The organism is Microbacterium sp. TS-1, assembly GCF_000509385.1.
In the GTDB taxonomy this organism is placed as follows: domain Bacteria; phylum Actinomycetota; class Actinomycetes; order Actinomycetales; family Microbacteriaceae; genus Microbacterium; species Microbacterium arborescens.
This window is the reverse complement of record NZ_BASQ01000001.1, coordinates 2646695-2665881: the sequence shown is the minus strand read 5'-3', so window position 1 is coordinate 2665881 and position 19187 is coordinate 2646695. Positions and strand designations below refer to the sequence as shown.

Genomic DNA, 19187 nt, shown 5'->3' with positions numbered 1-19187 from the left:
GCACTCGGTCTCGAGCCTGGGAACTCGTGACCGTTCCGAGCGATCTCGTCGCGATGTTCCATTGGGGGGAGCACATCATGCGCGTCAATCATGTCGTCGGGCGCATCAGAGCACGCGTCATCGGATCGATTCGATGACCGCCGTCGAGGACCGCGCCGGCCTGGGCTCAGGAGAGTCACGGGACCCCGCGGTCTCGCCGCGGCGCCTGCCGTCGCTCGAGCTGCGGACGCAGCGCGAACGGCGATATGCGCGTCGCCTGCGCGTGACGGACACCCTCGTCGCCGGTGCCGCCGTGTCGGCGGCGGGCGCCGCATCGGTGCGTCTGGGCGAGACACCGTCGGTCGCGGCCCCGATCGCGATGGCGACCCTGATCGTGTGGCTCGCCGGGCTCACCCTTTTCGGATCTCGGGAGCCGCGCGTCATGGGTGCCGGTTCGAGCGAGTACAAGCGGGTGGCGAACGCGACGGGCGTCGCCTTCGGAATCCTCGCGGTCGGGTTCGAGGTCGCGCAGTGGGACGGTCTGCGCATGCAGATGGTCGTCGCACTGCCCATCGGCCTGCTCGCGCTGCTCGTGGCGCGCTGGCGCTGGCGCTCGTGGCTGCGGATGCGACGGCGTCTGGGGGAATACGCGTCGCCGACGCTCATCGCGGGAAAGCGCCGCGACGTCGATTACGTCACGCGTCAGCTCGCCCTCGCGGACAACGGCTACTCCGTCATCGCGCTGGCGCTGACCGACGAGGTGGTCGCCGATGACCCCGGTCGGGTGTTCCGTGCCCGCACCGCCGATGACATTGCCCGAGTCGCCCGTGACGTCGGCGCCGACACCCTCGTCATCGCGAGCGTTCCCGACGACGACCCGGACTTCACGCGCTCGCTGGCCTGGCAGCTGGAGGGAACCGCGGCCGAGCTCATCGTGTCGAGCCGACTCGCCGACGTCGCCGGCCCCCGCATCAGCCTCAGCCCGATCGAGGGCCTGCCGCTCATCCATGTGAAGATCCCGGTCTTCGAGGGCGCCGCCCACACGCTGAAGCGGCTCCTCGACCTCGTCGTGAGCGCCGTCGCGTGCACCGTCGTGGCGCTGATGACCCCGGCGATCGCGTTGGCCGTCAAGGTCGACTCCCCCGGCCCGGTGTTCTTCCGTCAGCGCCGCGTCGGCCGTGACGGGCGGGAGTTCACGATGCTGAAGTTCCGTTCGATGACCGACACCGCGGAGCAGGAGCTCGCCGAGCTGCTGCCGGCGAACGACGGCGCGGGACCGCTGTTCAAGCTCCGCGCCGACCCGCGTGTGACGCGCGTCGGCCGATTCCTGCGCCGCTACTCGCTCGACGAGCTGCCCCAGTTCTTCAACGTCCTCCGCGGGGACATGAGCATCTCCGGTCCGCGTCCGCCACTGCCGTCCGAGGTCCGCAACTACGAGGGCCGGGTGTTCCGGCGGCTCTACATCAAGCCCGGCATCACGGGCCTGTGGCAGGTGAGCGGACGCAGCGACCTGTCATGGGAGGACAGCGTCGCCTTGGATCTCCGCTACGTCGAGAACTGGTCCGTGACCCTCGACCTCATGATCATGTGGCGCACCGTCAAGGTGATGCTCCGACCCGTGGGAGCGTACTGATGAGCCCGAGACCCGAGCCGGTGCCGGCATCCGTCCTCTTCGTGGGCATCAATTACAGCCCGGAGCCGACAGGTGTCAGTCCGTACACGACAGGGATGGCCGAAGGGCTGGCCCGCGAAGGCTGGGACGTCCGCGTCCTCACGTCGTACCCGCACTATCCATGGTGGCGCGTGCCGGAGGAGTTCCGGGACCTGCCGGCACGGTCGGCAGCGGCGGGGGTGGACATCCGGCGGCTGCGCCACTACGTGCCGCGGGTGCCCAGCACGATCAAGCGAGCCCTGTTCGAGATATCGTTCGGGCTGCGCGCCGTGACGTGTCGATGGGACAGTCCCGCCGCCGTCGTCGTCGTCTCACCGGCGCTGCTGGCCTCTCGCCTGGTGGCTCTGCGCGCGCGGGTGCATCGCATCCCGGTCGTCACCTGGGTGCAGGACATCTACGCGCTCGGTGTGCAGGAGGCGGGCTCGGGGACCGGCGCCGGAGCCATCGGGGCGATCGAGGTGAGCCTGTTCGCGGCCTCGGAGCGGGTCGTCGTCATCCATCGCCGGTTCCGCACCGCCCTCGAGGACAGGCTGGGCGTCACGCGTCCGGTCGACGTCGTGCGCAACTGGTCGCACGTGCCCGAGCCGGAGGCGAGCGACACCACCGCGACACGTCGTCGAATCGGCTGGGCCGATGACGACGTCATCGTCCTGCACACCGGCGCGATCGGGGCGAAGCAAGGACTGGAGAACGTCGTCGATGCCGCCGTCGTCGCCCGGGAGCGCGGGTCGCGCGTGCGCTTCGTGCTCGTCGGGGACGGCGGCCAGCGCGCCGCGCTCGAGCAGCGCACGGGCGCCGACGCCGTCTCGTTCGTCGACCCGCTTCCCGAGTCGGAGTTCCTCGACGTCCTCGCAGCCGCAGACATCCTGCTCGTCAACGAACGGCCAGGCCTGACGGAGATGTCGGTGCCGAGCAAGCTCACCTCGTACTTCGCGGTCGGGAAGCCGGTGCTGGCCGCCGTGGACGAGACCAGCACCACCTATGCCGAGATGGACGCTGCCGGCGCCGGCCCGATCGTGCCGCCCGCGGACCCCGATGCTCTCGTCACTGCGGCCGAAGCGCTCGCGGCCGCCCCGGAGCGGGCGGCGCGCTTCGGCGCTGAGGCGCAGAGCTACCGGCGGCGGCGGCTGTCGGAGGAAGCCGCGGTCGCAGCGTTCGAGCGGACACTCTTCACGGCGATCAGCGGAGCGGGGCGCACCGCGACTGCAGGAGCCACCCGCGGCAGCCGTCGGGCGGAAGCCGCGGCGGCCCGGACGGCGCACCGTGCGCCACGGTGAGCGACCGACGACGTTCTCTCACCACGAAGCGGGGGCTGCGGCTGCAGTCCCCGCTTCGGTGTTACCGGACGCGTCGGACGGACCCTCCCCGCGTCGCGCGGCCCTATAAAGAGGTGTGTCCGCGGGGCACGTCGGAGGCCCGGTCGACGTTCGGGTCGTCGGCCGGGCCTCCGGGTGCGACGCGAGCGCCGCCCCCGCCGCGTCAGGGCAGGGTGTACGTGAGCGTGAGAGTCGGGCGCTGGCTCGCCGAGGTCGCCTCCCGCGAGAAGATCCGAAGATTGTCCGCTGAGGTGGTCGAGAGCCGGAGCGTGACAGCCTGCCCGAGGAGGGGGGCGAGCTGCTCGACGGCGAGTGGCACGGTGTACGCGGTGTTGGTGGCGGACGCCCCCGACAGCGTTCCGACGGGCCCCGTCCCGCGGATCGCAGTCGGTCGATTGTTCCAGGTCAGCGTCGCCTCGTCCCAGGTGCCGTCCATCAGATGCACGTCGTGCGCCCCGGTGCTTCCCGCCGAAGGGTCGGTCGAGGTCCGCACGCCGAACGTGGCCGAGACGAGCGTCGCGCCCGGAGGGAGGGTGGGCAGCGAGAGCCGGAGAAAGCTCTGCTGGCCGACATCACCCCGTGAGACGAGCTGGTTCGAGGTCGCATAGTTCTGCGCCGGCGTGTTGGCGTATCCGGCGGCGTCCGCGTCGACCGCGACCGTCGCCGTCGCCGTCTGCACCGCGGGCACGACCGTCGCCGAGACCGCTGCCGAGGCCGCGCTGACGTTTCCCGCGGCGTCGCGGGCGGCCACGCGGTACCAGTACGTTCCGGATGCCAGTCCGGCATCGGTGTGACTCGTGGTCGTCACGGTGGCGATCCGGACAGAAGGGTCGGCGGCGAAGTCGGCGCTGGCGCCGCGGTAGAGCTCGTAGCCGGATACCCCGACGTCGTCGCTGCTCGCCGGCCACGAGAGCTGGGCTGAGCCACCGCTGACCGTCACGGCCGGTGTCCCCGGCACGGACGGCGCCGTCGTGTCGGGCGCGGTCACGGTGACCGTCACCTCGCTCGACGCGGGACCGGCGTTGCCGGCGGCGTCGAACGCAACGACCCGGTACACATAGGTGCCCGGCTCGAGCGGGCCGTCCTGAGCGGTCGTCCCGGCCGTCTGCGCCACCCGGTTGCCGGCCGACACCGCGAACCCGGGCGTCGTGCTGCGGTGAGCGTCGTAGCGGACGACTCCGCGGTCATCCGTCGCGGCGGTCCACGAGAGGCCGACCGTCGATCCCGTCGCGTTCGCCTGCACGCCCGCGGGCGCGGTCGGAGCCGCCGTGTCCGGGGCCGACAGCGGTGTGAACTCGAGCACGATCACCGGACGGTACGAGCTGTTCGCCGCCTCCGACGACCACAGCCGCAGGTTGTCGGCACCCGAGCCCGTCATCCGCAGCGTCGCGTTCTGTCCGAGCAGCGGCCGCAGCGATGCCGTCGAGAGATCGACGCTGTAGGCCGTGTTGACGGCGGGTGCCTGTCCGAGGCGCCCCGCCGCGGTTCCCGGCGTGGTGGGACGCGAGTTCCACGTGACCGTCGATTCGTTCCAGGCGTCTCCGATGACTGCGAAATCGGTCGGCTCGACGGTGCCCGCAGACGGGTCGGTCGAGGTACGGAGCTTCAGTGTCACGCGTGTCAGCGCCGTGCCGTTCGGGGCCGTCGGCAGCGGGGCCGACAGCAGCGACTCGATCTGGCTGGTACCGCCGCGGCTGGAGATCTGCGTGCTCGCGCCGTAGTTCGTGCCGGGCACGCCCTGCACCACCATCGCGTCCTCGGCCACCGGGACCGTGACCACGACCGGCTCGACCGATTCGATCGTGACCGCGACGGATGCCGCGGCACCGACGTTGCCGGCGGCGTCGACCGCCGTGATCTTGTAGTGGTAGACGCCGGGCGCGAGGCCCGCGTCGTCGAACTTCAGGTCGGTGACCTCGGCGACGCGGTTGGTGTCGTCGGCGACGAAGGCCGCGTCGGAGCCGCGATGCACGCGGTATCCGGTGACGCCGCGGTCATCCGTGGCCGCGGTCCACCGCACCTGCACCGTGCCGTCGACCAGGGCGGCCGTGGCGGTGGCAGGCGCCGAAGGCGGCGTCGTGTCGGGCGCGGCCACCGTCGCCGGGAGCGAGGCCGGCGAGGCCGCGCTGACGTTGCCGGCCGCGTCGGATGCGGTCACGCGGTAGTAGTACGTGCCGGGCTCGGGCGCCGGGTCGGTGAACCCGGTGGTCGCCGTTGCGCCGACGACGTTCGCGGCGTTCGCCGTGAAGTCCGCCGTCGGGCCGCGGTGGACGGTGTAGCCCGTGACCGCGACGTCGTCGGCGACCGCGTCCCACGTCACCGAGATCCCGTCGGCGGCGACCGTCGCGACCGGGACTGCGGGCGTCTGCGGAGCCGTCGTGTCGGGGAGGTCGACCTTCGCGGCGTCCGTCGCGGGTCCGACGTTGCCGGCGGCGTCGACCGCGACCACACGGTAGTACCGCGTACCGGGCACCTGCGCCGTGTCGACGAATACGGTCGTCGCTGTCGACCCGAGCCGCGTGTCCTCGCCGAGGGCGAAATCGGCCGTCGCGCCGCGGTAGACCGTGTACGACGTCACCGCGTGGTCGTCGGTCGCGGCCGTCCACGACAGGTGCACGCCGTCGGCGAGGGCCTGCGCGGACAGCGCCGTCGGCGCGGTCGGCGGGGTGGTGTCGGCGATTCCGATCGCGTGGTGGCGGGCCACCGTCGCCGCGTCGAGCGTCGTCGGGTAGATCGCGAACTCGTCGAGCTCGCCGTCGAAATAGAACGACTGGGGCTGGCCGGGCCAGCCGCCGAGGTTGCCGCCGCCGATGCGCCAATAGCCCTCGCCGGTCTCGGCGCCCGTCTGTCCGTTCGCGGCCACGAGCTCGCCGTCGACATAGAGCTTGCGTCCCGTCTCGTCGATGACGGCGACGGCGTGGTGCCAGAGGTTGTCGTTGTACGACTTCGAGGACTCGACCGTCGCGACATAACCGGGGTACGAGCCCCAGATGAGGCGCCCCTCGTTCGTCATGTACAGCTGCTTGTCGTAGTTCCATCCGTTGCCGGTCGGGACGTTCTCGAACCCGAACAGCTTGCCGCCCGCGGTCGTGTCAGTGCGGAACCAGATCTCGCCCGAGGTGGTCGGCGAGGGAGCGGTCGGCTGAGCCAGCGCTACCGTGCCGGAGTCGTTACCCGGGAGCGCGACCGATCCGCTGCCGGGGACCGCACCCGAGGGCTGCCTCTGCGCCCCGGAGTTGTAGGCGCCGGGGCTCGTGCCGAACAGCGACGAGTCGTCCGCCACAGCTCCGGCGTCGTCGAAGCGCCAGTAGAGAGAGGGCTCGGATCCAAAGACGGCGGCCCCGTATGCGTCCGCCGGCGCCGCGTTCAGGTCGAGCGTGCGTCCCGAGGCCTGATAGTGCGCCGCGACGCGGGCGGGCGCAAGGGCGCTCGGGTAGATCGCCACCTCGTCGACGAGCCCGCCGAAGAAGTTGCTGGAAGGCTGCCCCGGCCATCCTCCCAGCTGGTCGCCACCCACTCGCCACACGCCCCAGTACGACTGTTGGTCGCGGTTGCTGTTGGATCCGACGCGGAGGCCGTCGACGTAGAGCGCCATGCCGCTCGCCCCCTGGGTCGCGACGATGTGGTGCCACTGACCGTCGTTGAGCGGCTGAGGGCTGGTGACGGTCGACGCGCTCCCGATCCAGACGCCGAAGGTGACGCGCCCGTCGTTCTGCATGTAGACGTGGCGGTCGTACGAGCCGCTGAGGTTCGAGATGTTGGAGCCGGTGCGGGGACGGCCGTTGCCGAAGCCGACGATCTTGCCGCCCGCGGTCGTCGTCGTGTTGATCCACGCCTCCACGGTGTACGTCGAGGGCCCGAGCCGCAGCTGATCGGTGATGGCGTAGTCATCGACGCCGTCGAACTTCAGCGAGCCGCCCGCGGCGGGCACCGCACCGTCGGTCGAGACGGTGGCCCCGTCCATCAGGATCGCCGGGACCGCATCGGTGCGGGTCTGCGCGGCCCCTGAGTCGTGAACCCAGGTGCTGTTGGCTGCGCCGGACCACAGGCTCACCGGCCCGTCGGCGCGCACGGCGGCGGGATAGTCGGCACCGGCCGCGCGAGCCGTGGCACTGACAGCGGCGGAGCGGGCCGAGGTGTTGGTACCGTCACTGGCGGTGACGCGGTACGAGTAGCTCGCACCCGGCGTCACGTTCGTGTCGACGAAGGTGACCTGCGGGCGCTCCCACCACAGCGATTTGCCGGTGCCGCTCCAGATCGGATCCGTCGCGTTGCCGCGGTAGACGCTGTAGGTCAGGTGGCTGTCGTCGGCGTCCACCACCGTGCGGAAGCGCACCTGGATGGTGCCGTCGCTCGTGGCCTGCGCGCTGGCCACGGGCGTGGGCGGAGCACCGGTGTCCTGCGGGCCGAACCGGGTGAGCCCCTGCTGGGCGTGGCCGTTGATGGTGGTGAAGTCACCGCCGGACCAGAGGTAGCGCTGCCCGCTCGCATTGCCGGTGGCGACGGCGAGGGCGCGCGGCCCGATGCCCTCGCCGATGCCGTCGTTGCCGAGCGGGAGCCAGCCGAGCACCTCCATCGAGTCGGGGTTCTGCGCCATGAAATACCGACGGATGCCGTCGTTGAAGGCGTTGATCCCGCTGCAGTCGTGCGCGTGGCTGGCCGAGTACAGCGTGCCCTGGTACATCACGAGCGACTGGGTCGCGCCGAGGCACGTGTCGCGCCAGACCTGGTCACCCGTGGCCCAGGAGAAGGCCGCCTTGCCGTCGAACACCCCGCCGCCCGTGCCCTCGTTGCCGATGTAGAAGCGTCCGTCCCCGCCGTCGATGATGGTCTTGGTGACCGACGTGTCGGGGATGAAGCCCGGCCCGTAGGTGCGCAGCACATCACCGCCGCTGCCGTCGGCGATGCTCGCGCCGCTGACGATCGCGATCGAGTGCGAGTACTGACCGTTGATGGAGAAGAGGTCGCCGCCGATGACCACCTTCGCGCCGTCGGGCGACACGGCGATGGCGCGGCCCTCGTTGACCTGCGGCGGCAGATCGGTGCGGCCGCGCACCGCGTTGGCGGTCCACGGCAGCAGCGAACCGCTCGTGGCGTCGAAAGCAGCGAACGCCTGACGGGTCTGGCCGCCCACGGTCGTGAAGAGCCCGCCGGCGTAGAGCACGTTGCCGTGCAGCGCGAGTGCGGTCACCGTCGAGCCGGGCAGCGGCGCCCGGAAGGGAGCGACCGTGCACGCTTGCACGTCGAGCACCGCGATCCGGGCGACGTTGACACCGCCCACGGTGGAGAAGTTGCCGGCGATGTAGACACGCGACTGATCGGCGCTGACAGTGATGGCCCGCACCGTCGGGGTACCGCCGCTGAGCGTGACGCCGAACTGGCATGCGTCGGGCTCACCGGTCTCGGCATCGAGGATGACGAGGGCGTTGCGCGCTCGAGCCGCATCTGATCGGCCGGCCGGCGGGCGGATCTGCGAGAAGGTGCCACCGGCGACGACTTTGCCGCCGGCCGCACCCAGCGCGTAGACGGTGCCGTTGGTCTGCCAGGTCGACTGATCGTCGGCGGCGAATGAGACTCCGGGCGAAAGAGCGGATGCCGGCGCGGTGACCCCGGCGACCCCCGCCCCGATGATGAGAGCCATGACGACAGCGGCGACGGCCGCGATGCGTGTACGCACGAGTTTTCCCCAATTTTGCGCGCCCTCGCGGACGCTCCCCAAGACGCGCGGCCCCCGCCGCACGTCGTTCCCCCAAGCCCGGATCGATGCCCCAGCACCAGTCCGACTTCGTGCATCGTACACTGTGGCTCAGGGGACGCATAGGTCGGATTCCGCCGACCGGCGCGATGGGGGAGACAATGCGATTCGGCGACGCTTGGGGAAGCCTGCGACAGGCCCAGAAGGGCAAGCGAGGCGTCTCGCTGTACTCGCGGTGGGTCAATCGGCCGCTCGGGCGGGTCTTCGCCGCTGCGGCGGCCTCGGCGGGGATCGGCCCGAACGCGGTGACGGCGGTCTCCGCGCTGGCGACCGTGGCCGGCCTCGTCGTCATCGGGGCCGTGCCTGCCACGGTCGCGAGCGGCGTCGCCGCTTCGGCGCTGCTGGTCGTCGGCTTCGCGCTGGATGCCGCAGACGGCCAGGTCGCCCGCCTCACGGGCGCATCGTCGCGCGCCGGTGAGTGGCTCGACCACGTCGTCGATGCGGGGAAGATGGTCGGCGTGCATGCGGCCGTGCTCATCGGTTTCACCGCGGGCGGTCGCTCCGGCGGCGCGTGGATGCTCCTGCCGCTCGCGTACGCGCTGGTGTCGGTCGTGCTCTTCTCGGGTCTGACGCTCTACGCACTGCTGGCACCGCGCTCGAGCGCCGCACCACCGCCGTCGACGCTCCGAGCCGTGCTCCTCCTGCCCGCCGACTACGGCGTCCTCGCCGTCGCATTCGTCCTGTGGGGAACGCCCGAGGTCTTCGTCATCGTCTATGCGGCACTGCTGCTGGCCACCGCCGGTGTCACGGTGCTGCTCACTCGCAAATGGTTCCGCTCGCTGTCTGCGCCGATCGACGCCGTCTCGCCACGGACGTTCTAGACCCGAGGCTCATCAGCGCAGCGCCGCGATGACTGCCCGTGCGATCGCCTCGTGCCCTGCGTCGCTCGGATGCACCCCGTCGGGCGCCAGCAGACCGTCGCCGCCCGCCAAGGGCTGACCGATGTCGAGCCAGGTGGCCCCGACTCGCTGCGCGTCGGCGTGTACGAGCTCCGACAGCTGCTGCACGCCCTCCGGCGCGTCGTCATGCCACAGCACGTCGGTGACGTAGACGCGACTCTCCGGGTAGACGGCCGCGACCGTGTCGAAGAACGCGGCGACCTCGGCATCCACCGGGGACCCGCCGACGTCGTTGCGTCCGCCGGACACCACAACGATGTCGGGCACGAGGGCCGCGCCCTCGCGAGCCATCTCGCCGAAGGTGGGACACTCGTCCCGGCCGCACGCCGCTGGCGCGCCCTCGCCTGTCACCCGCGCGCCGTAGCCCGTACCGCCACGCGCGAGGTTGCGCACCCGCCAGCCCTCGGCTTCGCCGACGAGACTCGCCCACCCGAGCGACTTGTCGGACGCTCCGGTACCGGCAGTGTACGAATCCCCGAGGAACACCACGATCGGATCAGGAGCGCCGTCAACGGCCGAGCTCGGCCGCAGCGCGGCGCCGCCGGCGAGCACGCCGCCGATCGCCAGCGCTGAGAGGGCGACAGCCCATACAGGCATCCCTCCCCAGTCGGCCGACCACCAGCGTGCGCCGCCGCGCCCCACGCGCCGGGTGGAGCTCATCGTCCGGTCACGATCTCGTCGGTCGCCGGGATCCACACGTCGTGGGTCGAGGTCTCGTCCCGGTCGAACCAAGCGCCCGACACGGCGCCGCGGAGGGTGGCCGGCACGCCCGCCCACAGCCCCGCGTCGGGTACGCCGCGGGCACGCGTGAGGACCGATCCCGCGCCGAGAACGGATCTCGGCGGAAGCACGGCGCCGCCGAGAATCAGCACGCGTGTGCCGACGAACGACCGTTCTCCGATGGTGACCGGGAACGCGGCCTGAGCATTGCGCCGCAGGTCCACGCTGTGCGACATCACCCGGCTCTGGTGTCCGGCGAGCGAGGCGAAGGCTCCCAGCGTCAGCGACCCGGAGCAGTCGAGCTGGTGGCGGCTGGTGATCTTCGCGTGATCACCCAGCACGAGGCGCCCCCCGCCGGGCAGATGCCGGATGAAGACGGGGTGCGACGAGACGAGGTTCCAGCGACCGAGCATCGCATCACGTCCCAGCCGGATCTCGCTCATGTTCTTCACCACGTTCGCCGAACCGAACGAGGCCCCCGGCCCGAGTTCGAATGACGCGACGCGCCACACGATGCTCGCCCGTGCCCGCGCAGTGGCGTGGATGCGGTGACCGGCGCGGCGCAGGAGCGCATTCTTCAGAGGGCTCGCAGGCAGCAGCCACAGCGCGAGCCTCAACAGGTCGCGAACCTTGTCAGGCATCGATCTCCTCCCGGATGACGGTTCTGTTGGATCGGATGGTGCGCGAGGCCGCACCCGCTTCGACGGCGCCGCGGGTGACGAGCCCCACCACGACAGCCCCGAGAGCGCCCGGCGCGGCCCACAGGATGGCGCCGAGGGCGACGAGCGGGACGACGACGACGGTGCTGACGAGCGTGGCCTGCGCGCCGATGCGCAGGCGTCCGAGCGATGGCAGCAGCGCCTTGGCGACGAGCGACTCGAAGAAGTTGACCGCGACGAAGAGCCCCATGAGGACGATGGCCACCGGCACGACCTCGATCTCGCCGTTGCCGAGCCAGCCCAGCGCCGCACCCCCCGCTATCACGACCGCGAGGCCGATCGCCAGCGACATCCCGCCGCCGACGAGCAGGACGCTCCGTGCCCGCGCGGCGCTCTCGGCCCCGTCCCGCCGGGGCACCCACCCCTGGGCGACCGTGATGACCGGCTGCAAGGCGACGCCGACCTGCCGCTGGAACTTGTCGACGAGAGCGAAGACCGGTTGTGCCGCCGGGGCGACGATCGATACGACGACGACCGGAAGGGCGATGTAGACGGCTGATCCGAGCGCCGACCCCATGCCGTGACGCTGATCGGCCAGGATTCGCAGCAGTCTCGCGGGACGCGGCGCGGATGCGCGGTGGTGTCGAGATGACACGAGGATGCACGCGGTCGAGCATCCGAACGCGGCGATCATGCCGCCGAGCATGCCCGCCAGCCCCGCCGCGGCTCCCCCGCCGCCGAGCATCAGGACGATGCCGACGCCGGTACCCGCGACGCGCGGCAGCGTTTCGGCGAGCAGGAGCGAGAACGGGGCCCCGCGTCCGACGAAGTACCAGTTGGCCGACACACCGGCTGCCGCCGCCGTCACGGCTCCGAGCGCCGCCAGGCCCGACGACTGCGGTGCGATCGCGGCTGCGGCGAGGCTGGTCGCCAGGACGATCGGGACGAAGAGGGCGAGCCGGGCCCGGACCGACTCGATGTACGCCGTGCGGCGCGACGGCTCGTCGGCGACGGCGATGCGGGCCGGGCCCGAGACACCCCAGCCGAATCCGATCGCGGCGGCGGCGATGGCCCCCACGGCTTGTCCGAGCGCGATCGCACCCCAACCGCGATCGCCCTCTGCCGCGATCATCACCGGAATGGCCGCCAACGACGCGATCGCCAGCAGCCCGATGGACAGGGCGAAACCCGACATCCTGCCGAGCCCGCCCGAGAGACGACGCAGTCGCCGCCGCACGTCGGACATTCCCCCGATACCCCCGAATCCGAGCCGCGTCCCCACGCCTGCCCGTTCGGAGGAGACGGTACCGCATCGGCCCCGCATCTGTCTCCAACCGATCCCGCAGCCGTGTGTACGATGAGGCGCCATGGGGGAACGGCGACGGCTGGCGGGCTTCAGCGGCAGGGGATACGACAAGGGCCGAGGGCCCGTCTGGCAGGCGGCGTGGCAGCTCGCATCGGCGATCGCGGTGATGCCGTGGTTCGTGCCGGTGCCGGTGCGGATCGCGGTGCTGCGCGCTTTCGGCGCTCGCATCGGACGCGGCGTGAATCTGCGGTCTGGCGTGCGCGTCCACTGGCCGTGGAAGCTCGAGATCGGCGACGACACCTGGGTCGGCGAGCGCGTCTGGATCCTGAACCTCGAGCCGGTCACGATCGGCAACGACGTGTGCATCTCGCAGGGCGCCCTGCTGTGCACCGGCAGCCACGACCGCCGATCCCCCACCTTCGAGTTCGACAACGCGCCGATCGTCGTCGAGGACGGCGCCTGGGTGGCCGCACGGGCGACGGTGCTGCGGGGGGTCCGGGTAGGCGCCGACGCCGTGATCGGAGCGACCGCTCTCGCGGTTCGCGACGTGCCCGCCGGGGCGACGGTGCTCGCACCCGCCGCGATCGTGCGATCGTGAAGGTTCTCGGCGTCGTCACTCTCGTCAGCCCGCACGGCGAGTACGGCGGGCCGGTGCGGGTCGCACTCAATCAGCTCGCAGCGCTGCGGGGTCTGGGCCACGACGTGGTCATTGCGGGAGCAGCACGCGGGTACGACTCGCTCCCCTCGGACGTCGACGGCATCCCCGCCCGCTTGTTCCCCGCCCGCACGCTGATCCCGGGCATCGGGTTCGCGGGCATCGGGTCACCCGCGCTGCTGCGCTCGCTGCGGCGCCACGTCGGTGAGTTCGACATCGTGCATGTGCACGCTGCGCGTGATCTCGTCACCCTGCCCGCGGCCCGCGTCGCCGGTGCACGCGGGGTCGCCACGGTGCTGCAGACGCACGGGATGATCGACGAGTCGGCGAATGCGCTCGCGATCCCCTTCGACGCAGCGCTGACTCGTCCGGCGCTTGCTTCGGCTCGCGCCGTGACCTACCTGACCGCCCGGGAACGCGCGTCCCTCGAAACCATCAGCCGAGGACGTGCGCGGCTGGTGGAGCTGCCCAACGGCGTTCCGGAGGCACCCGCAGCCTCCCCGACGGGACGCGAGCTGCTCTACCTCGCCCGGCTCGCCGCTCGCAAGCGGCCGGTGCAGTTCGTGGAGGCCGCTGCACGGCTGGCGCCGGAGTTCCCCGACGCCCGCTTCCGCCTCGTCGGCCCCGACGAGGGCGAGGGCGACGCCGTCCGTGCCGCGATCGAAGCCTCGGGACACGGCGAGCGCATTCGCTGGGAGGGCGCGTTGGAGCCCGCCCGCACCGGAGAGCGGATGCGGCGGGCCAGCGGCTACGTGCTCCCGGCGGTCGACGAGCCCTATCCGATGTCGGTCCTCGAGGCGATGTCGGCGGGTCTGCCGGTCGTCGTCACGGACACGTGCGGGCTCGCGGCCGCCGTACGAGACGCCGAGGCGGGGTTCGTCACCGACGGCGGCTTCTCCTCTCTGGTCACGGCGATGCGCCGGCTGCTCGCCGACCCGGCGGATGCGCACCGGCGCGGACAGCGCGGCCGGATGATGACGCGCGAGCGGTTCACGATGCCGGCGATCGCGGAGAGGCTCGTCGAGCTCTATGCGCGGTGACGCGCGCTTGTGGTGAGGAGCTCGGCGTCCCTATACTCGCACCACCGTCGATTTGGGGATCGGCACGCGCCGAGCGGAGGGGTCCGCTCGGGTCGCGCGACGGGGCTGCAGCGCCGAGGCTTTGGGGGAGAACGCTCATGAAGCGTGCATTCATCACCGGTATCACGGGCCAGGACGGCTCCTATCTCGCCGAGCTTCTGCTCGCGAAGGGCTATGAGGTCCACGGCCTGGTCCGCCGGGCGTCGACGTTCAACACATCGCGAATCGACCACCTGTACGTCGACCCGCACGAGGTGGGGGCACGGCTGTTCCTCCACTACGGCGATCTCAGCGACGGCGTTCGGATGACGACTCTGCTCGCGCAGATCCAGCCCGACGAGGTCTACAACCTCGGCGCTCAGTCGCACGTGCGGGTCTCGTTCGACGAGCCCGAGCACACCGCCGACACCACCGGCACCGGTTCGGTGAGGCTTCTGGATGCCGTCCGCATGTCGGGTGTGCAGACCCGCTTCTACCAGGCGTCGTCCTCCGAACTGTACGGGGCCACTCCCCCGCCGCAGAGCGAGACCACGCCCTTCTACCCGCGCTCGCCCTATGCCGCCGCGAAGCTGTACAGCTACTGGATCACGAAGAACTACCGCGAGGCGTACGACATGTTCGCCGTCAACGGCATCCTCTTCAACCACGAGTCGCCACGCCGCGGCGAGACATTCGTGACGCGCAAGATCACCCGTGCCGTCGCGGCGATCAAGCTCGGTGTCCAGGACCACGTGTACCTCGGCAACATCGACGCGGTCCGCGACTGGGGATATGCCGCCGAGTACGTCGAGGGGATGTGGCGGATGCTGCAGGCCGACGAGCCCGAGGACTTCGTGCTCGCGACCGGCATCGGCATCACCGTGCGCGATTTCCTCGAGGCCGCCTTCGCCCACGCCGGTCTCGACTGGCGACGCCATGTCCGCTTCGACGAGCGCTACCTGCGTCCGACCGAGGTCGACGCACTGATCGGCGACCCGAGCAAGGCCGAGGAGAAGCTCGGCTGGAAGGCCACGGTCGGCCCGCTCGAGCTGGCGCGGATCATGGTGGACGCCGACATCCGGGCCCTCGAGTTCGCGGGCCGGCCGTGGATCGACACGGTCGCCCTCTCGGGATGGGCAGCGTGATCGACGAGGGCTCGTTCGCACCTCGCCGCCTGGATCGTCATGCGACGTTCTTCGTCGCAGGGCATCGAGGTCTGGCCGGCAGCGCGGTGGTCCGTCGTCTCGAGGCCGAGGGTTTCGATCGGATCCTGACCCGCGCCTCGTCCGACCTCGATCTGACCGAACGCGGCGACGTCTTCCGCTTCTTCCGCACGCACCGCCCGCGCTACGTCGTCCTGGCGGCGGCGAAGGTGGGCGGCATCCTCGCCAACAGCACGTACCCGGTCGACTTCCTGAGCGTCAATCTCCGGATTCAGTCCAACGTGATGGACGCGGCGTGCGAGACGGGAGTCGAGCGGCTGGTGTTCCTCGGATCGTCGTGCATCTACCCGAAGCTCGCTCCGCAGCCGCTCCGCGAGGACAGCCTGCTCACGGGCCATCTGGAGCCGACCAACGATGCCTACGCCATCGCGAAGATCGCCGGCATCCTGAATGTCCAGGCCGTGCGCAGACAGTACGGGCTCCCCTGGATCTCGGTCATGCCCACGAACCTCTACGGCCCGAACGACAACTTCTCGCCGCTCGGGTCGCACGTCCTGCCCGCGCTCATCCGCCGCTACGACGAGGCAGCCGCCGCCGGCAGCCCGCTGGTGACCAATTGGGGGTCGGGCACGCCGCGGCGGGAGTTCATGCACGCGGACGACCTCGCCTCGGCGATCGTGCACCTGATGGAGCACTACGACGGCGCATCGCACGTCAACATCGGCACGGGCCAGGACACGACGATCCGCGAGGTCGCCGAGCAGATCGCGCACATCACGGGCTACCACGGCGAGACGCGCTGGGACACGACGAAGCCCGACGGCACGCCGCAGAAGCTGCTGGACATCTCGCTGCTGCGTTCGACCGGATGGGCGCCGAGCGTCGGACTACGCGGGGGCCTGGCCCGCACGGTCACCTGGTACCGCCGCAGCCACGCCGAGCTCCGCGCCGCCTGACTCGTCGCCGGGCGGACGACCACGCCCGGCGACGAGGAGGAGGCACGCGACCATCACCGTCGTCGCACCGGTCGCCTGCAGCAGCGAGCCTCGCATGAGGATGGTCATGTAGACCGGGAGCACCGCACCGACTATGGCCCAGACGCCGCCGGAGGCGAAGGCGGTCGCGATCCTGACGTCCATCGCCCGCAGCAGGATGCCGAGCGCGATGAACACGACCACGACAGCGACGATGCCGCCGTTGACCATCGCCTCGGCCCACATCGGCGCTGAGAGGTTGTCGAAGCTGTACCCGCGATACTCCGCCAGGACGATGCCCGTGTCGGTGGGCTTGTCCGGCCAGACCGCGCGGGGAACCCAGAACAGGATGCTGCCCAGGAACTGTCGCGCCGGCTCGACGAGGCCGTCGAGCCAGTAGGCGAGCGAGTTGGCGACCTGCCAGAAAGCGTCGTAATCGGGATTGCCGAGGTACTCGCCGAAGAAGCTGGTGCGATTCACCCGCACCTCGTCGGTGCGGAACGCGTCGGCGATCGGGAAGAGGAACAGGAAGGCCGCGATCGCGAGCAGCATCGTCAGGCGGGCCCGGGAACGGGTGGCGACGGCGCCGGCGAAGACGGCCAGGGCGACCGCGACGGTTCCGAAGGTGTAACGGGCGCTCGCGATCGGGTTGACGATCAGCAGGAGCACGACCGCGGCGGCGAGAGCCGCGACGGTGAAGCCGACGCGACCCGCTCGGGATCGGGCGACTCGTCGAAGCTGGGCCAGCGCCCCGGTCGCGATGAGCAACGGGTAGACCGACGCGGCGTACATGACGGCGCGGAGAGCCGGGTCCGGCCAGCGCGCCTCACGCGCGGCGAAGGCCGCTTCGCGGCTGCCGAGGGCGGCCGCGGGACCGAGCTGGGCGACGAAGAACGCGCTGATACCGAGCCCGACGACGGCGAGTCCGATCGCTCGGGCCGCGCTCACGGGACGGGAAACGCCCGCCGCTCGCGGCGGACGTACGTGCTGCAGCAGGATCCAGGCGGCGCGAGCGAGCTCGTAGCAGCCGAGGCCCAGCGCGACGATCCCCGCCGTAGGGAGGTCGAACGCCGGATCGATGCCCGGGGTCGTCGTCGAGACGGCGTCGGCACGGATCTGCGCCGTCGGCGCCAGCCCCATGAAGATGTAGGCGAAAACCCAGAAGAAGAAGTCGAACAGGTGAGGACGCCCCGACACCCACGACGCCGAGAGCCGGACGCCGCCGTAGATCATGATCAGCAGCGTGATGATCCACGCCTCGCTGCGTCCCCGGTCAGGGATGTCCGAGACGAGGGCGACCGGCAGCACGATGCTGAGCACACCGATCGACAGCGCGACGAGGGCGATCCGCGCGCCACCGCGCAGCGACGACTCGGCGCCACCGCGGATAACCGCGTCGCCGATGGTTCCGGTCTGCTTCCCCACGAGCCTCCCCCTCGCATATCATGGCAGACGGGGGTCCGCGTGGTCACACGCGGCATATTGGGGCCGCGTCGATTCGTCGACGCGCGAATGGGGGACGCTATGGAGTCCAACCGTGTTCTACGGGTGATCCGATACCACTGGATGACGGTGGTCGTGCTGACGGCGCTCGGCGCCGCGATCGGGCTCGCATACGCCTGGACGGTGCCGCGGGAGTACACCGCGCGAGCCGACGTCTTCGTCGCCGTGACGGGGAGCTCGACGACGGGCGAACTCGCCCAGGGGAGCAACTTCTCTCAGCAGCAGGCACGGAATCTCAGCACCGTCGCGACGCGGGAGATCGTGCTCGCCCCGGTCATCGACGAGCTCGGGCTGCCCGACTCGACCGCCAAGCTGCGTTCCCGAGTATCGACCTCGGTGCCGCTGAACACCTCGATGATCTCGATCTCGGCCGTGGACGCATCCCCGCGCGAAGCGGCGCGCATCGCCAACCTCGTCGCCGCCAAACTCGCCGAGGTCGTGCCGACACTGTCACCCCAGGTCGACGGCACCTCGCCGGTTCGATTGCGCGTCATCGAGAACGCGGTTCCGCCGAACCTCCCCTCCGCTCCGCATATCCCGATGCTCGTCATCCTCGGTGCGCTCGGCGGCCTGGTCGCCGCGGCCGCCGTCGTGCTCCTGCGTCTGGCGTTCGGCACGCGCGTGCGCACCGTCGAGCAGGCTGAAGAGGCGGCGGACGCCGCGATCATCGGTACGGTGAGCACCGATCGCACCGCCGAACGCGCGCCCCTCGCCCTGATGTCGGCCCCGCAGTCGCTGCGCTCCGAGGACTACCGCCGCCTGCGCGGGAATCTGCGTTTCGTGCAGGCATCGCAGGATCACCGCGTCTTCGTCTTCACGTCGTCGGTCCCCAGCGAGGGCAAGAGCACGACCGCCGCGAACGTCGCGGTGGCATTCGCCGCGACCGGCGCGTCGGTCTGTCTCGTCGAGGCGGACCTGCGCCGCCCCAGCCTCGGGCGCATCCTCGATCTCCCGCCCGACCTCGGGTTCACGAGCGTCATCGCGCGGGAGGCGACGCTGGATGACGCGCTGGTCGCCTGGGGCCCGGACCGGCTCCGCGTCCTGCTGGCCGGCCCCGTGCCACCCAACCCGTCGGAGCTGCTCGAGTCCGAGCGCGCACTCGAGTTGCTCGAGAGCCTGCGGTCGGCCCATGACATCGTCATCATCGATGCGCCGCCGGTGCATCCGGTCACCGACGCCGCCGTCCTGGCGCGTGTCTTCGGCGGCGCCGTACTGGTCGTCGGTGCCGGGCGCGCCCGAGAGCGCGACGTGCGCCGCGCCGTTGCGCGCCTGGCATCGGTCGGAGCCACGATCCACGGGGCGGTGCTCAACCTGGCGCGTCCGACGCGAGCCGACCGCCGCAGCTACTCGACGTACTCGATGGTGCCGGAGAGCGGACGAGAGGGACGGGCGGACGGCTCGCGAACGTCGACGCGCAACAGTTCGCGCGAATCGCGCGTGCCGCGCGTCTCCGGAGCCGGTGACGGGAGCCGCCCCGCCGCCGACGGGCTCCGCTCGGAGACCTCGACAGCGGGGCGCCGCTGATCCG

Annotated in this window: 13 protein-coding genes; 8 read left to right on the top strand and 5 right to left on the bottom strand. The window is 71.1% G+C overall.

All coding sequences use genetic code 11. The features are described from left to right. Positions 1–133 precede the first annotated feature (133 nt). Positions 134–1612 carry a sugar transferase gene (locus tag MTS1_RS12440; RefSeq protein WP_023954360.1) on the top strand — a complete coding sequence of 493 codons (1479 nt, stop codon included), beginning with the start codon at positions 134–136 and terminating at the stop codon, positions 1610–1612. Next, a complete protein-coding gene (locus tag MTS1_RS12435) occupies positions 1612–2928 on the top strand; it encodes a glycosyltransferase (RefSeq protein ID WP_023954358.1) in 1317 nt (438 codons plus the stop codon). Before MTS1_RS12440 ends, MTS1_RS12435 begins: the two co-directional genes overlap by 1 nt. Before the next feature lie 202 nt (positions 2929–3130). Here MTS1_RS12435 and MTS1_RS16165 read toward each other — a convergent pair whose 3' ends face one another. Beyond that, the gene (locus MTS1_RS16165; RefSeq protein WP_023954356.1) at positions 3131–8644 is read right to left on the bottom strand and encodes a LamG-like jellyroll fold domain-containing protein; all 5514 of its coding nucleotides are present in this window, start codon (positions 8642–8644) and stop codon (positions 3131–3133) included. 179 nt (positions 8645–8823) lie between these two features. Here MTS1_RS16165 and MTS1_RS12425 point away from each other — a divergent pair, with 179 nt between their 5' ends. Then, entirely contained in the window at positions 8824–9543 is a 720-nt protein-coding gene (locus tag MTS1_RS12425; protein WP_023954354.1) for a CDP-alcohol phosphatidyltransferase family protein, read from the top strand. A gap of 12 nt (positions 9544–9555) precedes the next feature. Here MTS1_RS12425 and MTS1_RS12420 read toward each other — a convergent pair whose 3' ends face one another. From MTS1_RS12420 to MTS1_RS12410, 3 genes are read right to left on the bottom strand one after another with little or no spacing between them, the layout of a single operon-like run. Continuing rightward, complete coding sequence (locus MTS1_RS12420) at positions 9556–10281, bottom strand: SGNH/GDSL hydrolase family protein (RefSeq protein ID WP_023954352.1); 726 nt, start codon at positions 10279–10281, stop codon at positions 9556–9558. Then, positions 10278–10982, bottom strand: a complete 705-nt coding sequence (locus MTS1_RS16160; protein WP_023954350.1) for an isoleucine patch superfamily protein — start codon at positions 10980–10982, stop codon at positions 10278–10280. The genes MTS1_RS12420 and MTS1_RS16160 overlap by 4 nt, the downstream gene beginning before the upstream one ends. Beyond that, positions 10975–12246 (bottom strand): hypothetical protein, encoded by a 1272-nt coding sequence (locus MTS1_RS12410; RefSeq protein ID WP_023954348.1) that lies wholly within the window; start codon positions 12244–12246, stop codon positions 10975–10977. The genes MTS1_RS16160 and MTS1_RS12410 overlap by 8 nt, the downstream gene beginning before the upstream one ends. A gap of 121 nt (positions 12247–12367) precedes the next feature. Between MTS1_RS12410 and MTS1_RS12405 the strand changes: the two genes are divergently transcribed. The 4 genes from MTS1_RS12405 (at position 12368) to MTS1_RS12390 (ending at position 16138) form a co-directional block, all read left to right on the top strand. Further along, complete coding sequence (locus MTS1_RS12405) at positions 12368–12904, top strand: DapH/DapD/GlmU-related protein (protein ID WP_023954346.1); 537 nt, start codon at positions 12368–12370, stop codon at positions 12902–12904. Then, the gene (locus MTS1_RS12400; protein ID WP_023954344.1) at positions 12901–14001 is read left to right on the top strand and encodes a glycosyltransferase; all 1101 of its coding nucleotides are present in this window, start codon (positions 12901–12903) and stop codon (positions 13999–14001) included. Before MTS1_RS12405 ends, MTS1_RS12400 begins: the two co-directional genes overlap by 4 nt. A gap of 137 nt (positions 14002–14138) precedes the next feature. After that, positions 14139–15164, top strand: a complete 1026-nt coding sequence (gmd, locus tag MTS1_RS12395; RefSeq protein ID WP_036304794.1) for a GDP-mannose 4,6-dehydratase — start codon at positions 14139–14141, stop codon at positions 15162–15164. Continuing rightward, positions 15152–16138 (top strand): GDP-L-fucose synthase, encoded by a 987-nt coding sequence (locus MTS1_RS12390; protein WP_023954340.1) that lies wholly within the window; start codon positions 15152–15154, stop codon positions 16136–16138. Before gmd ends, MTS1_RS12390 begins: the two co-directional genes overlap by 13 nt. Here the strand turns inward: MTS1_RS12390 and MTS1_RS12385 are convergent. Then, the gene (locus tag MTS1_RS12385; RefSeq protein WP_023954338.1) at positions 16070–17581 is read right to left on the bottom strand and encodes a hypothetical protein; all 1512 of its coding nucleotides are present in this window, start codon (positions 17579–17581) and stop codon (positions 16070–16072) included. The genes MTS1_RS12390 and MTS1_RS12385 overlap by 69 nt on opposite strands. A 99-nt stretch (positions 17582–17680) precedes the next feature. Between MTS1_RS12385 and MTS1_RS12380 the strand changes: the two genes are divergently transcribed. After that, complete coding sequence (locus MTS1_RS12380; protein WP_023954336.1) at positions 17681–19183, top strand: polysaccharide biosynthesis tyrosine autokinase; 1503 nt, start codon at positions 17681–17683, stop codon at positions 19181–19183. Positions 19184–19187 lie beyond the last annotated feature (4 nt).